Source organism: Pseudarthrobacter woesei (assembly GCF_055412745.1).
In genome coordinates, this window is record NZ_JBVAYU010000009.1 from 132,224 (window position 1) to 147,709 (window position 15,486).

Here is a 15,486-nt window from a genome sequence, read left to right on the forward strand (position 1 = left end):
TTAGGGTTAATCCGTGTGACGTATTAGTCCGTGCCTTGCCAGCGGACCGGGTGCGTCGCAGCGAAAGCCGATCCAGGAGTCCTGCCATGGTTGCCACCCCAGCCCATCTCCTCCGCTCAGCCCGGGCACTGGGCAACGAGGAAGTCTTGCGGATCCGCAATGACTTCCCGATCCTGCACCAGAGCGTCAACGGCCAGCCGCTGGTCTACCTGGATTCCGGGGCCACCTCGCAGAACCCCGTCAGCGTGCTGGAAGCAGAGCAGGAATTCTACGAACAGCGGAACTCGGCCGTGCATCGGGGCGCGCACCACCTCGCGGTGGAGGCCACCGAAGCCTTCGAGGACGCCCGGGAAACGGTCGCGGCCTTCATCGGGGCCGAACCGGATGAGCTCATCTGGACCTCCAACGCCACCGAGGGCCTGAACCTGCTCAGCTACTCGTTCCTCAACGCTTCCCTTCCCGGCGCCGCCCCCGAAGCTGCCCGCTTTGCCCTCTCCGCCGGTGATGAACTCGTGGTCACGGAGATGGAGCACCACGCCAACGTGATTCCCTGGCAGCAGCTGGCGGAGCGGACCGGGGCCACCCTGAAGTTCATCCCGGTCGATGACAGCGGGGCCCTGGACCTGGACGCCGCTGCCCGGATCATCAACAGCCGGACCCGCGTCCTCGCCTTTACCCACGCCTCCAACGTCCTGGGCACCATCAACCCCGTGGCCACCCTCGTGGGGCTGGCCCGGGCCGCCGGGGCCCTCGTGGTGCTCGACGCCTGCCAGTCCGCACCGCACCTGCCGCTAAACGTCAAGGCGCTGGACGTGGACTTCGCCGTCTTCTCGGGGCACAAGATGCTGGCGCCGACCGGAATCGGCGGACTGTACGGACGCTCCGAACTGCTCAACGCCCTGCCGCCCTTCCTGACCGGCGGCTCGATGATCACCACCGTGACGATGGAGCGCGCCGGATTCCTGCCCAGCCCGCAGCGCTTCGAGGCCGGAACCCAGCGGATCTCGCAGGCCGTGGCCCTCGCCGCCGCCGCAAACTACCTGAGCGAAACCGGGCTCTCCCGCATCCACGCCTGGGAATCGGAGCTGGGGCAGCGGCTCGTGGAGGGGCTCGAAGCCATCCCAGGGATCCGGGTGCTCGGTCCGGCGGCCGGGCGGGAACGGATCGGCCTGGCGGCCTTCGACGTCGCGGGCGTCCACGCGCACGACGTCGGGCAGTTCCTGGACAGCCGCGGCATCGCGGTCCGGGTGGGCCACCACTGCGCCCAGCCACTGCACCGCCGGCTCGGCCTGACAGCGAGCACCCGCGCCAGCACCTACCTGTACAACACCACCGACGATGTGGACGCGTTTCTCGACGCCGTCGCCGGTGTCCGCGGATACTTCCAAGCCTGAGGACGGCAGCACATGAGTCTCGACCAGCTCTACCAGCAGATCATCCTGGAGCATTCCAAGGCACGGCACGGCAGCGGACTGGCCGGAACGGCCGTCCCGGGAGGTGCGAGCAGCGGCCAGTCACACCAGCTCAATCCGGTCTGCGGGGACGAGATCACCGTCCGCGTCTCCGTGGCCGGCGGATTGGTCAGCGAACTGCGCTGGGACGGCGACGGCTGCTCTATCTCGATGGCGTCGGCCTCTGTCCTGACCGACCTGGCCGAAGGCCTAACGGCCGAGGAGCTGCGGACCGTGATAGACAGCTTCCGTGAAGTGCTGCGCTCCCGCGGCAAGGTGGCCGCCGATCCTGAGGTGCTGGGGGATGCGGCCGCGTTTGAGGGCGTGGCCCGCTACGCCGCCCGGGTCAAGTGCGCCATGCTCTCCTGGGTTGCCGCCGAGGACGCGCTCGGGCAGGCGCTTTCGAACTGAGGCCCTCTCGGGCGGACCACCTGGCGCGGACGCCGGGTCAGGGCCGGCCGAGGCCCCGGTAGGTCCAGCCTGCGGCCCGCCACTTGGCCGGGTCCAGGACATTGCGTCCGTCGAGGATCCGCGGCGCCGTCACGAGCGCTTTGGTGTTATGCGGATCGAGATCCCGGTACGCTTTCCATTCGGTCAGGAGCAGCACGGCGTCGGCCTTGTGCAGGGTGGCCTCGAGGTCCGGTTCCATCTGGAGCTCCGGGAAGCGTTTGGATGCGTTGGCGAGCGCCTGCGGATCGGTGACGGTCACGACGGCGCCCTGGAGCTGAAGCTGCGCGGCCGCACTCAGGGCCGGCGAATCCCGGACGTCGTCGCTTTCCGGCTTGAAGGCCGCGCCCAGCACGGCGATCCGCTGGCCCATCAGTGAGCCGCCGCAGAGCTCGCGGGTCAGTTCAACCACCCGGGTCCGGCGCCGCATGTTGATGGCGTCAACCTCGCGCAGGAAGGTCAGGGCCTGGTCCGCACCGAGCTCGCCGGCGCGTGCCATGAAGGCCCGGATATCCTTGGGCAGGCAGCCGCCGCCGAAGCCGATACCGGCGTTGAGGAACTTCCTGCCGATCCGGTCATCGAGCCCGATCGCGTCCGCCAGCCGGGTGACGTCGGCACCGGTGGCCTCGCAGACCTCGGCCATGGCGTTGATGAAGGAGATCTTGGTGGCGAGGAAGGAATTGGCTGCGGTCTTGACCAGCTCCGCCGTCGCATAATCCATTACGAGCCGCGGCGTGCCGCCGGCGAGGGGAGTCTCATACAGCCGGTCCAATACGGCGACGGCGGGATTGTCTTCGCTGCCGTCGGGCACACCATAGACGAACCGGTCCGGGTTCAGGGTGTCCGTGACCGCGTGGCCTTCGCGCAGGAACTCGGGGTTCCAGACCAGGGTGGCGCCCGGCTCCGTTTCCGCGATGACCTCGGCGAGCCTCGCCGCGGTGCCGACCGGCACCGTGGACTTTCCCGCGATCACGTCGCCCGGCGAGACATAGGCGGCCAGTGATTCGACGGCCGCGTCGACGAAGCGAAGGTCAGCACCGTTTTCGCCACGTTTCTGCGGGGTCCCCACACAGATGAAATGGACCTCGGACCCCCGGGCGGCCGACATATCGGTGGTGAACCGCAGCCGTCCCGATTCTTCGAGTTCGCTCAGGAGATCATCCAGCACCGGCTCGTAGAAGGGCGCATGCCCGCCGGAGAGCTGGGCTACCTTGTTTTCGTCAACATCGATGCCCACCACATCGTGTCCGAGCTTCGCCATACAGGCCGCATGGACGGCGCCGAGATACCCGCAACCAATAACCGAGATCCGCATAGTTCCGATTTCCTCCCCACGGGGTGTGTTCAAAAGAGCAAGATCTGATCACAGCGTACGTGCAGGGGCAGGGTTTCGCACATCCTCGCGCCGCGCCATGACATGCAGGATCAGCAGGATCAACAGGCCGCCGAGCGCGGCGCCGGCGGTGTTGGCCAGAACATCGGCAAGCGTCGGGTAGCGGGCCGGCAGGAAGGCGAACTGCGCCAGTTCAATGAGGCAGGACAACAACAGTCCTGCGGCCGCTCCGACCCACCAGTAGCCGGGGCCCATGATCCAGACCACCAGGGCGCCCAGCGGCACAAACAGCAGCACATTGGAGGCGGCCTCCACGAATCCGTAGTCAACCCACTCGGGGACACCCAAGCGGTGCAGCCTGCGCAATGCCTTCATCACCAGCTCGCCTCCGGCGCCGCGGTCCACCGGGGTTGGCCACAGGGTGATGAGGCCAAGGATCACGACATAGGCGGCGAGTCCCCATGCGGCGATGCGATGGGGTTTCAAGGGCGCCCCTTTCCGAAGGCACTGACGTTTTCCTGATTCTAGCGCCGGGCTCACAGCAAATGATGGTCCTTGTCCGGCATGAGGGTCCGCCGGGCCAGGGAACCGGGAAACCGCAGCAGGATGAGGGCGACAAGGACGGGGAAGATGCAGGCCGCAACAAACTCGGCGATCTGGGGAACGCTGTCCGGCAGCAGCCAAAGCGGCACCGCGTGGAGCAGGATGATGGGGGTGCCCATCTGGACGATCCGGGAAACGGTGTGCCCCGCCTTTTCCGGCAGGGCGTCGGCCAGCGGCCGGGCCAGGGACATGGCGGCGAGGGCCATCAGGACGGCGACGGCGATGCTCAGCACCGGGGTGCCGAAGTCGCCTGACTTCAGCGTCATCCGGGCACTGGTTCCGGTCGCGACGAGGACGCCGCACACAACGACGACGGCCGCGGCGCCGGCCGAGAAGCGGCCGACCTTGGGCTCGATCTTCCGGTACGCGTGCCCGGCCGCCATAAAGAGGATGGACACCGCGCCGACATCCACGGCAAAGGGCAGGCCGCCGAGGAGCTGCTCGTCGAAGATGCTGGCCACGAGGGCCAGGGCAAGGCAGCCGTAGTAGACCCAGCGCGGCGCGAGCATAAGGATCCGGAACAAGATGGCGGCGACGAAGATCGCGGTCATGAACCAGAACGCCGTGAAAGGAGTGGTGGCGCGTTCCCCGCCCCAGAGCAGGTCAAGGGCCCGTGAGCCCAGGCTGACCTCGTCCCTGGTCCCGGTCAGGGCACGGGCGAAGTACGGCACCGCGAGGATGGCCAGCCAGGCAAAATAGGGGATCAGCAGCTTCCACGACTGGTAGCGGAGATCCTCGGCCACGGACCGTTTGGCGGACCACAGGTAGCCGGAAAGGACGAAGAAGATCGCCACGTACCCGCCGATGGGGTACTGCACCCAGACATGCCCGGCGACGACGACCAGCAGCCCGATCAGCCGCACGATGTCGATCCTGACAGACCGCTGCTTCAGGGCCTTGGCCGCGGCCGTCGATGATGCCGCGTTCGATTTTTCTGTGATCGGATGTTCAGTCATCGGAGCCCCGCAGTCCGGAGGAAACGGGCGCCAAATGGCCTCTCCGACCGGCACCTTGGTTCGGATACTAGCAGTCGTTCCGGGCCGTCACTAGCGAAGTCTCTACGTGTTTTCGTCCCGGCCGCGACGGACCCCGGTCAGCCGGCACGGAATCCGGCAGGCAAGGCGGGTTAGCCGAGCAGGCCGGCGATTCCGATGGCCGCCGTCGCCGCCCCGAACAGCATCGAGATGCCCACCAGGACGATGTGGACGGTCAGGAAGCGGGTGGCTTTCCCGCCGGCATCGCGGGACCTTGGATCCTTCATCACCCGGCGCAGGAACTGCGGCCAGACGGCGAGGGACCAGACGCCGGCCAGGATCAGGACGACGGCCAGGACTGCCGGCAGCGCCATGCGCTAGTGGCTTTCGAGCCAGGCCTGGGCCTGGCTCGACTGGATGTTCAGGGCTTTGCCGACCATCGGCTCCGCGGCCTCGGCGATCTTGCCACCGAGGAACGGCACCGAGGAAGTGACGGTGCCCTCAAGCTCGATCCGGGTGCTCCCGCCGTCGGCGACCAGACGCTGGACGGCGTTCACATCGAGCGGAGTGCCGGCGATCTTCAGCGAGATGTTGCTCTGCCGGGATCCGTCGGGAGCCGGCGCATCCCAGGCCTCGAGCTGGGTCACCTTGAGGCTTTCGCCGAGGAACTTCCGGGCGATGTCCGGCATCCTGGTGGTGGGGACGGTCCGCACGGTCGTGGTGCTGAAGGCACCGGCCGGATCGCCGTCCACCGCGAACGATTCGAGGGTGCCGCCGACGAGCTCGCTCGTGTGGCGCAGGAACTCCTCGTTCACGAAAACTGCGGTAACGCGGTCAACGCTGTGCGGAAGGGTGGTGGATGCACTCAGGGCCATGGGGGTCCTCCGTGGGGTGGAACTGGACGTTTCGGGCTCCAAACATCCTACGGGGTGTGCCCGCCCGGCTCCGATTCGAGTGCCTGGAGGTCCCGGGCAGCGGCCGTGATATTCCGCGACATCGCAGGGAAGATCAGGCTGTGGAAGGGCAGCACCGCAAGCCAGTACAGGCGCCCGCTGAGGCCCTTCGGGAAGAAGATGGCCCGCTGGCGGTAACAGCTGCCGGTTCCCTCGGGCTCCACGGACAGCTCGAGCCAGGCCCGGCCCGGCGCCCGCATCTCGGCCCGCAGCCGGAGCAGCCGGCCGCGGTCGATCCGCTCGACACGCCACCAGTCCACCACTTCACCTTCGGCCAGCAGATGCGGGTGGCGCCGGCCGCGCAGCAGCCCCGCCCCGCCGGTGAGCTTGTCGAGCCAGCCGCGCACCCGCCACGCCAGCGGCAGCGAGTACCAGCCGTTGCGGCCGCCGATGCCTTCGATGATGGTCCAGACGTGCTTGGGGTCCACCTCGCTGGAGTAGCTGCGCTCGTCGAGGTAGACCCGGTGCCCGGACCACTCGGGGTCGCTGGGGAGCGGATCGGCGTCGGCTCCGGCGCTTGCCCAGGTGGTTTCTACCTGGCCGCCGCGCTCCTTGCCCAGGGCGAGGGCCACGGCGCGCCGGTACGGGGTGAGGCCTCCTTCCGGCGGAGGGATGTAGGCGTCGATGTCGTGTTCGCGGGAGACGGCGTCGTGCTGCAAGGATTCGACCAGCGGCAGGGACATCGACAGCGGAATCGGGGTAGTCAGGGCCACCCACATGCCGGCCAGCTTGGGTGCGGGGATCGGAAGCGCGAGCACCAGACGGCGTGGGAGCCCGGCCTCGGCGGCATACTCGTTCATCATCCCGGCATAGCTGAGCACCTGGCGGCATCCGATGTCGAAAGTGCGGTTGATCTTGCCTTCCAGTGATGCAGCCCCCAAAAGATAATGGAGCACATCGCGGACGGCAATGGCCTCGATCTTGTTTCGCACCCAGCTGGGAGCCGGCATAACAGGCAACGTCTCGGACAGGTGCCGGATCATCTCGAAGGATGCAGAGCCGGAGCCAATCACCACTCCGGCCTGGAATACAATCGCGTCCACCGGGCTGTCGAGGAAGACCTTGCCCACGGCTTCGCGTGACCTCATATGGGTGGAAAGCTCAGCATTGGCCGGGTGCAGGCCCCCCAGATAGACAATTCTGGCCACTCCGGCCTCGGTGGCGGCCGAGGAAACTGTCTCGGCCATCGACTTCTCCTTCGATTCGAAGCCCGATCCGGTAGCCATCGAATGCACCAGATAGTAAAGGACCTCGACGTCCTCAAGTGCCTCCCGCAGCACGTCGCCGTCGTCGAGGCTGCCCCGAACGACCTCCACGTCCTTCAGCCACGGGACGCCGGCGATCTTGGCCGGCGTCCGGACGATCACCTTGACCGTGTGCCCGGCCTCCAGCAGCCGGGGGACCAGCCGCCCGCCGATGTAACCGGTGGCGCCGGTGACGAGCACCGTCTTCGGGTTCGCCGCTGTGGGGGTGGCGTTCATGGTTGGCTCCTCGTGATTGCCGAAAATGCGTCATTGCCCATAAAGGCCATTCGGAGCGCAGGCCGCCGCGGACCGGTCCGTGCTGCAAGCCTAGCCGCTCGGGCCTGACCGTCCCCGGCTCCGCGGTAGGCTTAAAGGACCCGGGATTCTCACGAATTCCGGGTATTCGTGTTGCCTGCGTCCCCGTGATCCCATCAGGAGTTCCAGCCATGAGCCTCAACGGCCCCTCTCTCACCGGTCTGCGCCGGGTCCTCGCCGAAGACCGGAACTACGCCCGCGTCCAGGCTGCGGCTGCCCGCGGTTTCGCCGCCCGCAGCGAGGACTACCAGATCAGCGCCCCGGCGGGAATGCGGTCCGCCCTGCTCGCCGAAATGGTCGACGGCCTCACCACCCTCGCGGCGAATGAAGCCGGCGCTGCCGGAGACGACGGGCCCGCCCCGCTGGTCCTCGCCGTCACGGCGACCGGCCGTGAGGCCGAAGACCTGACCGCGGCCCTGCGCGCCTTCCTGCCGGCAGATGCTGTCGCGGAGTTCCCCAGCTGGGAAACCCTGCCGCATGAGAGGCTCTCGCCGCGCTCAGACACTGTCGGACGGCGGCTGTCCGTGCTGCGCCGGCTCGCCCACCCTGGGACATCCACGAGCGGGGCCCTTCGCGTCGTTGTGGCCCCGGTTCGCGCCGTCGTCCAGCCGATCGTCGCCGGTCTCGGTGATCTGGTGCCCGTCACCCTGAAGGTGGGCCAGGAGACGCCTTTCAGCAGTGTTGTGCGGAGCCTCGCCGACGCCGCCTACGCCCGTGTGGACATGGTCACCCGCCGCGGGGAGTTCGCCGTCCGCGGCGGAATGCTGGACGTCTTCCCGCCCACCGAGGACCACCCCATCCGGGTCGAGTTCTTCGGCGACGAAGTGAACCAGATGCGCTGGTTCGCCGTCGCCGATCAGCGCTCGCTGACGGCGCCCGGGGTGCACCACCCCACCGAACTCCATGCCCCGCCGTGCCGCGAAATACTGATCACCCCCTCGGTGATGTCCCGCGCCGCGACGCTGAAGTCCCAGCTCCCGGCCGCCGCGGACATGCTGGAAAAGATCGCCGGCGGCATCGCCGTCGAAGGTATGGAGTCGCTGGCCCCCGTGCTGGTGGACGCCATGGTCCCGTTCCTTGACCAGCTCCCGGCCGGCTCCATCGCCGTCGTGATCGAGCCCGAGAAGGTCCGGACCCGCGCCCACGACCTTGCCGCGACCAACGAGGAATTCCTCGCGGCGGCCTGGTCCACGGCCTCCGACGGCGGCACGGCACCTTTGGTGCTGGACACAGGTTTGACCTCGGCTGCCTCCGTTGCCCTGCATTCGGCCAGCTTCCGTTCGTTGACCGAGACCCGCTCCGCGGCACTCGCGCACGGCGTCTCCTGGTGGTCCATCACCTCGCTCGCCACCGACGAGGAGCTGCTGCCCGACGTGGACGTGCTCAACCTGCACGCCAGGGAACCCCGCGGCTACCAGGGCGATGTGGCCGAAATGATGGACTTCATCGGCTCCAATATCCGCGACCAGTGGCGGATCGTCGTCGTCACCGAAGGGCCCGGCCCGGCGCAGCGCCTCGCCGAGCTCTTCCACGACAATGACATCCCGTGCGCCCGGGTGGACTCGCTCGACGACGAGCCCCAGGCCGGGCTGATCGAGGTGACCACCGCCGCCGTCGGACGCGGCTTTGTCCTGGATTCGCTCAAGCTCGCACTGCTGACCGAAGCCGATCTGCTGGGGCGCACCTCCGCCGGGTCCACGAAGGACATGCGCCGGATGCCATCCAAGCGGCGGAACGCCGTGGACCCGCTGCAGCTGCAGGCCGGCGACTCCGTGGTGCACGAACAACACGGCATCGGCCGGTTTGTGGAGCTGATCCAGCGCAGGGTGGCAGGCGGCGGGGACGGCGTGCGCGAATACCTCGTGCTGGAGTATGCGCCGTCCAAGCGCGGCGCCCCGGGCGACCGGCTCTTTGTGCCCACCGACCAGCTGGACCAGGTCACGCGGTACGTTGGCGGCGACACCCCCGCCCTGAGCAAGATGGGCGGCTCGGACTGGGCCAGCACCAAGTCCAAGGCGCGCAAGGCGGTCAAGGAAATCGCCGGCGAGCTGATCCGGCTGTACTCGGCCCGGATGGCCTCCCGCGGCTACGCCTTCGGCCCGGACACACCGTGGCAGCGCGAACTCGAGGAAGCCTTCCCCTATGTGGAGACCCCGGACCAGCTGACCACCATCAACGAGGTCAAGGCCGACATGGAGCGCGAGATCCCGATGGACCGGCTGATTTCCGGCGACGTCGGTTACGGCAAAACCGAGATCGCGGTCCGGGCCGCGTTCAAGGCGGTCCAGGACGGCAAGCAGGTGGCCATCCTCGTGCCTACCACCCTGCTCGCCCAGCAACACTATGAGACCTTCACCGAACGGTTCTCCGGGTTCCCGCTGGTGGTCAAGCCGCTGTCCCGCTTCCAAAGCACCAAGGAGACCAAGGAGACGGTCGAAGGGGTCAGGAACGGCTCCGTCGACGTCGTGATCGGCACCCACCGCCTGCTGTCCAAGGACTTCGCGTTCAAGGACCTGGGCCTCGTGGTGGTGGACGAGGAGCAGCGTTTCGGCGTCGAGCACAAGGAAGCGCTGAAGAAGATGCGCACCAACGTGGACGTCCTGGCCATGAGCGCCACCCCGATTCCCCGGACGCTGGAAATGTCGCTCACCGGCATCCGCGAAACCTCCACCCTGGCGACCCCGCCGGAAGAACGCCACCCCGTGCTGACCTATGTGGGCCCGTACACCGACAAGCAGACCTCCGCCGCGATCCGCCGTGAACTGATGCGCGAAGGCCAGGTGTTCTTCGTCCACAACCGGGTCTCCACGATCGACCGCACCGCGGCGAAGATCCGCGAGCTCGTCCCGGAGGCGCGGGTGGAGGTGGCTCACGGGCAGATGTCCGAGAGTCGGCTGGAACAGATCATCGTGGACTTCTGGGAGAAGCGCTTCGATGTCCTGGTCTGCACCACCATCATCGAGACCGGCCTGGACATCTCCAACGCCAACACCTTGATTGTGGACGGCGCGGACAAGTACGGTCTCTCCCAGCTGCACCAGTTGCGCGGGCGCGTGGGCCGCGGCCGGGAACGCGCTTACGCCTACTTCCTGTACCCGTCCGAGAAGCCGCTGGGCGAGGTGGCACTGGAACGGCTCAAGGCCGTCGCGACGCACAACGAACTCGGTGCCGGCATGCAGCTGGCCATGAAGGACCTCGAAATCCGCGGCGCCGGCAACCTGCTCGGCGGCGAGCAGTCCGGCCATATCCAGGGTGTGGGCTTCGACCTCTACATCCGGCTGGTCGGCGAGGCCGTGGCGGAGTACCGCGGCGAGGCCGAGGAGAAGGCCGCCGAAATGAAGATCGAGCTGCCGGTCAACGCGCACCTTCCGCACGACTATGTGCCGGGCGAACGGCTGCGCCTCGAGGCGTACCGCAAGCTCGCCGGGGCCATCACCTACGAGGCGATCGACGAGGTCCTCGCGGAGCTGGTGGACCGCTACGGCGAACTGCCGCTGCCCGCGATGAACCTGATCGACGTCGCCCGCTTCCGGGTGGGCGCCCGCGAAGCCGGACTCAGCGACGTGGCCCTGCAGGGCAACTTCATCAAGTTCTCCCCGGCGCAGCTGCCGGAGTCCAAACTCATGCGGCTCACCCGGATATACCCCGGCGCGCAGTCTAAGCCCGCCCTGGATGCGGTGCTCATCCCGAAGCCCAAGACCGCCCGGATCGGCGGCCGGGACCTGCAGGACGCCGAGATCCTCGAATGGGCCAACGGCGTCATCCGCAACATCTTCGCCGACGCCGCCGTGCCGCTCCAGCAGACGGGGAACTAGCAGGTGATGGGAGGACACCACGCCGCGTCAGGAGCCGCGGCGTGGGTGGCTATCGCCTCCACCGGGCCGTATGCGCTGGGCTGGTACCCGCTGGACGCCACCGGGATCGTGATCGGCGGGATGGCGACGGCGGGAACGGCCCTGGTCTGCGACTGGGACCACCGCTCCAGCACGGTGGCGCACTCGCTGCCGCCGCTGTCGAACCTGATCGCCGTCGGCATCGAAAACGTCTCCGGCGGGCACCGGCAGGGCACCCACTCGGTGCTGGGCGCCGGGTTCTTCGTCCTGCTGGCCGCGATGGCGGCTCAGCTCCAGCTGCAGACCGATTGGGGCCTGCTGTCCGTCGGCGCGGGCCTGCTGTGTATGTTCATGATCAACATCGCAGCCAAGGCCCTGAAGCTGTTTCCGAAGTACGGCTGGATCAGCAACTGGATCTTCGCGGTCGCGATGGCCGGGCTCGTGATGTGGTTTGCGCCGCATCAGTGGACTTGGCTGCCCGTCTCGATGCTTACCGGCGTGCTTGTCCACATCGTGGGGGACATGATCACCACCGGGGGAGTGCCGCTGCTGTGGCCGCTCGTGATCAAGCCGCCGAAGTTCCTGCGCAAACTGCCGCTGATCAAGGACGTCTGGAAGGCCAACGGGGCGTTCTCCATCCCGCTGCTGGGCCGCGCCGGGTCACGGCGGGAATGGTTCGTGCTGATCCCGGTCAGCGCCTACGCCATGATCGGCATGTTCGCCGCGGCGCTGGCCCTGGCTGAGACACATTTCCCGGCCGCCCTGGCCCTGGGTGCGGCGCTGGTGCAGAGCCTGTTCGGGGTGGTGGCCGGCGCATAGCCGGCGGCCGGTAGCTGCCGGGCCTGATCGGTAGACGACTGATCACTTAAATGACTGAGGCTCCGGCGAACCGGAGCCTCAGTCTTTTAAGTGTGTTTGTTGCAGGCGCCTAGTTCTCGCCGGCCGAATCCGAGCGGCCCAGAAGCGTCTGGGGAACCCAGAACGCTGCGGCGAAGAGTGCCAGGCAGGCGATCATCGGCCACGGGTTGCCCAGCGTCAGGAAGGACAGCGAGTAGAGGGAACCGAGGAACAGGACCATCATCAGGACGAAGATGGCGATGCTGGACGCGAGGCTGTTCTCGGTCTGCGGGGTCTTGACAGTGTTGCTGGACATTCGTTCCTCCTCGGCCCCGTGGGGCTCAAAACTTTGGCGGCTGCCGGAGCGGATCAGTACGCGGATGAACCCTGTTCACCCTTGACAATCGCGATTCCGGAGCTGGCGCCAATACGTGTTGCACCTGCAGCAATCATAGCCTGTGCGTCAGCGAGTGAACGCACACCGCCGGACGCCTTGACACCGAGGTCCGGGCCGACAGCGCGGCGCATCAGGGCGACGTCCTCGGCCGTGGCCCCGCCGCCGTTGAAACCGGTGGAGGTCTTGACGAAATCCGCCCCGGCCTCGGCTGCCGCCTGGCAGGCCAGGACCTTCTGGGCATCGTCCAGCAGTGCGGTTTCGATGATGACCTTCAGGATGGCGCCGCCGTCGTGGACTGCATCGGCGACGGCCGCGATGTCATCGGCCAGTGCGCCCTTGTCGTTCGCCCTGGCCGCGGCGATGTTGATGACCATGTCGACCTCTTCGGCCCCGTCCAGCACGGCACCGCGGGCTTCGAAGGCCTTGACGTCGCTCGGCGTGGCGCCCAGCGGGAACCCGACCACGGAACACGTCAGTACGCCAGTGCCCTTGAGGGCCTTCTTGACCGTCTTGACCCAGATCGGGTTCACGCAGACCGACTTGAAGCGGTACTCGGCGGCCTCGGCGCAGACTTTGAGAACCTCGGCCTCGCTCGCCTCCGGCTTGAGCAGCGTGTGGTCAATGTAGGAGGCAATATTGCCCTGGCTGTAGGACGCTTCGGGGGCAGCGGGGATGGCGCTTCCGGCAGCCGTGGAGGCTTCGTTGCTCATGGTGGTCCCTTTCCTGGCGGGCCTTGGACTGGTAGTCCCTGTGGGCAGTCCCTCGGGGAGGCCTTGTGGGCCTGCGGACACCGCGGTATTGGTGGCTTGTCTGATGTCCATCTTGCCACAACAGGCCTCCCGGGGGCCTCCCGACGGCGGTCCGGGAGCGGACCGCTAGGCCGCCTCGGCGACGGTTTCGGCCAGGCTTGCCCGGAGCAGCTGGGAAGCGCAGACGGACGCCGCGGAAGCGGTGGCCACCAGCAGCCCCAGCCGGACGCCGTCGTACACGGCTGCATCCCCGATGGCCCAGATTCCCGGCTCGGAGGTGCGGAAGTCCTGGCCGATCACAATGCCGCCCCGGCGTGCGGTCTTCAGCCCGGCGCCCACCGCGAGGGCGTCGCGGGCAATCCGTTCCTCTGCGAGGACCACAAGGTCGCCGGCCATGCTGGAGCCGTCCGTAAACACGATTCCGGCCGCAGGCAGCATGGAACCGGCGAGGTTGGGAATGACGGCGGCAGGCCGCAGCGTCGTGCGAATGGGGCGGACGCCGCGGGAACGCAGCACGGCCTCCGCCTGGCCCGCCGCCGTTCCGGTTCCGACCAGGATGCCGAGCGGACGCCTGCCGAGGACACGGGTGACGTCCCGGACGGCTTCGCCGAGGCGGGTGGCGTCGTCGATCGTGGAGTAGCTCAGGCAGCGGCCTTCGCCTTCCAGCGGCGTGCCCTCGGGGGAGGATCCGGTGGCGATGACCAGCTGGTCGTAGCTGAATTCGAGGCCGTCCGCGGTGGTCACATAGCGCCTGTCGGGATCGATGTAGCTGGCCGGCTGGCCCAGGCGGACGGAGACCTGCGGGAGGGCGGCGAGCTCCAGGAGCTCGGCGGGGGCGTCGTCGCGGTTGCTGAGCACCGTGATTTCGCCGGCGAAGGGCGTCCGGGTGAGCTGGCGGACCAGGGCCTGCGCGGCCGGTCCCGCCCCTGCGATGACGATCCGGGGCCGGGGCGGGGTCTGGGGCTGGAATTCCGGGGTGAGGTTTGTGGCGGACATGGTGGGGCCCTTTCGCTGGTGGCCGGTGGTGTGGCCGGTTCTGCCTGTTGGAGCCCAGCGTAGGCGGCCGATCTTTCCGGCGTGTTTCCCCTGTGTTGCCGTTTTGTCGCAGCCCGTTCGCCAATGTTTACCAGCCGGTAACAAAACAACGCGGGGTCACTTAGCGCCCATAAAACCCGGTGGGATGGGCGCTAAGTGACCCCGCGTTGCTGTTAGACGCGGATCCGGTAGCCGCGCTTGACCACGGTTTCCACGAGGCTTCCGTCCGGGAGGGCGGAGCGCAGCCGGCTCACTGTCATGTCCAGGGCATGGACTGATCCGCGCAGTTCCAGCAGCTCGGAAAGGGATTCCCGGGACAGCACAGCCCCGCCCGCGCCCAGCAGTGCCCGCATCAGCAGCAGCGGGGCGGGGGCGAGGTCCACGGCCCCGCCGTCGATCCGCAGCGAACGGCCGCGGAGTTCCACGCTTCCCGAGCCGGTGTCCAGCCGACGGACGTGGTTCAGGGCCAGATGTTCGACGACGAGCCGGATCAGGGCGCCCATCCGGAACCGTTCCGGCACCAGCGGCTGCAGCCCGGCGTCGATGAGCGGCTGGGCGGTAATGGGACCGACGACGGCGGTGGTGACAGTGGTCTTCAGGCTCTCGACGAGCTGTTTGTACAGGCCCATCTCGTGCGCTGTGCTCCACATTGCGTCCACCGCCGGGGCACTGGTGAAGGTCAGCACGTCCAGGTTTCCGCTGCACGCGGCTTCGATCAGCCGCGGCAGCCGGTCGGAGCCGTCGGGCTTGACCCAGCGGTACGGCGTGACGGTCAGGACGGTGGCGCCGGACATCCGCAGCCGCTCCAGCTGGCGCACGTCGGTGTAGCCGTGCAGCTGCACGGCCACGGTCTTGCCCCGCACGCCCTCGGTCAGGAGCATGTCCACCAGGGTGGCGGTGGTTTCGTCGCTGCTGATCCCGACGTCGGCCAGCCCGGCTGCGCGGACGGCGCCGCGGGCCTTCGGGCCGCGGACGAACATCCGGGCGGCGGACAGGGTCTCCAGCAGCTCGTCGCCGATCCCGAAGGTGTCGGCGGCCTCGCACCAGCGGCGCATGCCGTAGGCCGTGGTGGCGATGCACAGTTCAGGCCGCGCGGCGATGATGGCGCGGGTGTCCTCGATCAGGCGCATGTCCTCTTGTACCGGGGCGATCTTCAGCGCGGGTGCGTGCAGTACCTCGGCGCCGCGCCGTTCGAGGGCATCGATCAGGTCCTGGGATCGACGGTGCGAGGTGACCCCGATCCGGAAGCCCTCGAGGGGCTGCTCGGATTTCTCCGCGGCTTCTTCGCGGTCCGGTAGCTCCGGCAGTTCCGGCC

General features: G+C 67.9%; 14 protein-coding genes. 4 read left to right on the forward strand and 10 right to left on the reverse strand.

Annotated elements, in window-relative coordinates:
- The first annotated feature begins 86 nt into the window (after positions 1 to 86).
- Together ACZYZE_RS14090 and sufU are read left to right on the forward strand one after the other, a co-directional pair.
- The gene (locus ACZYZE_RS14090) at positions 87 to 1,394 is read left to right on the forward strand and encodes a SufS family cysteine desulfurase (RefSeq protein ID WP_463908300.1); all 1,308 of its coding nucleotides are present in this window, start codon (positions 87 to 89) and stop codon (positions 1,392 to 1,394) included.
- 12 nt (positions 1,395 to 1,406) lie between these two features.
- Positions 1,407 to 1,862: a Fe-S cluster assembly sulfur transfer protein SufU gene (sufU, locus tag ACZYZE_RS14095; RefSeq protein ID WP_459319751.1), complete on the forward strand. Its 456-nt coding sequence runs from the start codon at positions 1,407 to 1,409 to the stop codon at positions 1,860 to 1,862.
- 37 nt (positions 1,863 to 1,899) lie between these two features.
- On the opposite strand, the gene ACZYZE_RS14100 is transcribed toward sufU, so the two are convergent.
- From ACZYZE_RS14100 to ACZYZE_RS14125, 6 genes are all read right to left on the reverse strand, one after another.
- On the reverse strand, positions 1,900 to 3,213 hold the full coding sequence (locus ACZYZE_RS14100) for a UDP-glucose dehydrogenase family protein (protein ID WP_463908303.1): 1,314 nt from the start codon (positions 3,211 to 3,213) through the stop codon (positions 1,900 to 1,902).
- Positions 3,214 to 3,261: 48 nt separating this feature from the next.
- Positions 3,262 to 3,717: a VanZ family protein gene (locus tag ACZYZE_RS14105; RefSeq protein WP_459319753.1), complete on the reverse strand. Its 456-nt coding sequence runs from the start codon at positions 3,715 to 3,717 to the stop codon at positions 3,262 to 3,264.
- A 50-nt stretch (positions 3,718 to 3,767) separates the two neighbouring features.
- Entirely contained in the window at positions 3,768 to 4,790 is a 1,023-nt protein-coding gene (locus tag ACZYZE_RS14110; protein ID WP_459319754.1) for an acyltransferase family protein, read from the reverse strand.
- A 170-nt stretch (positions 4,791 to 4,960) separates the two neighbouring features.
- The gene (locus tag ACZYZE_RS14115; RefSeq protein WP_463908305.1) at positions 4,961 to 5,182 is read right to left on the reverse strand and encodes an SCO4848 family membrane protein; all 222 of its coding nucleotides are present in this window, start codon (positions 5,180 to 5,182) and stop codon (positions 4,961 to 4,963) included.
- A gap of 3 nt (positions 5,183 to 5,185) precedes the next feature.
- A complete protein-coding gene (locus tag ACZYZE_RS14120) occupies positions 5,186 to 5,683 on the reverse strand; it encodes a DUF2505 domain-containing protein (protein WP_459319756.1) in 498 nt (165 codons plus the stop codon).
- 47 nt (positions 5,684 to 5,730) lie between these two features.
- Complete coding sequence (locus ACZYZE_RS14125) at positions 5,731 to 7,242, reverse strand: SDR family oxidoreductase (protein WP_463908307.1); 1,512 nt, start codon at positions 7,240 to 7,242, stop codon at positions 5,731 to 5,733.
- Between the two features lie 209 nt (positions 7,243 to 7,451).
- Here ACZYZE_RS14125 and mfd point away from each other — a divergent pair, with 209 nt between their 5' ends.
- Entirely contained in the window at positions 7,452 to 11,135 is a 3,684-nt protein-coding gene (gene mfd, locus ACZYZE_RS14130) for a transcription-repair coupling factor (protein ID WP_463908309.1), read from the forward strand.
- Between the two features lie 6 nt (positions 11,136 to 11,141).
- Positions 11,142 to 11,972 (forward strand): metal-dependent hydrolase, encoded by an 831-nt coding sequence (locus ACZYZE_RS14135; RefSeq protein WP_459319776.1) that lies wholly within the window; start codon positions 11,142 to 11,144, stop codon positions 11,970 to 11,972.
- 109 nt (positions 11,973 to 12,081) lie between these two features.
- Here the strand turns inward: ACZYZE_RS14135 and ACZYZE_RS14140 are convergent, their stop codons facing one another.
- From ACZYZE_RS14140 to ACZYZE_RS14155, 4 genes are all read right to left on the reverse strand, one after another.
- The gene (locus ACZYZE_RS14140) at positions 12,082 to 12,306 is read right to left on the reverse strand and encodes a hypothetical protein (protein WP_459319759.1); all 225 of its coding nucleotides are present in this window, start codon (positions 12,304 to 12,306) and stop codon (positions 12,082 to 12,084) included.
- A gap of 53 nt (positions 12,307 to 12,359) precedes the next feature.
- On the reverse strand, positions 12,360 to 13,097 hold the full coding sequence (gene deoC / locus ACZYZE_RS14145) for a deoxyribose-phosphate aldolase (RefSeq protein WP_463908311.1): 738 nt from the start codon (positions 13,095 to 13,097) through the stop codon (positions 12,360 to 12,362).
- Positions 13,098 to 13,262: 165 nt separating this feature from the next.
- Entirely contained in the window at positions 13,263 to 14,132 is an 870-nt protein-coding gene (locus ACZYZE_RS14150) for an FAD-dependent oxidoreductase (RefSeq protein ID WP_463908313.1), read from the reverse strand.
- Positions 14,133 to 14,344: 212 nt separating this feature from the next.
- Complete coding sequence (locus tag ACZYZE_RS14155) at positions 14,345 to 15,478, reverse strand: uroporphyrinogen-III synthase (RefSeq protein ID WP_459319777.1); 1,134 nt, start codon at positions 15,476 to 15,478, stop codon at positions 14,345 to 14,347.
- Between the last annotated feature and the right edge of the window lie 8 nt (positions 15,479 to 15,486).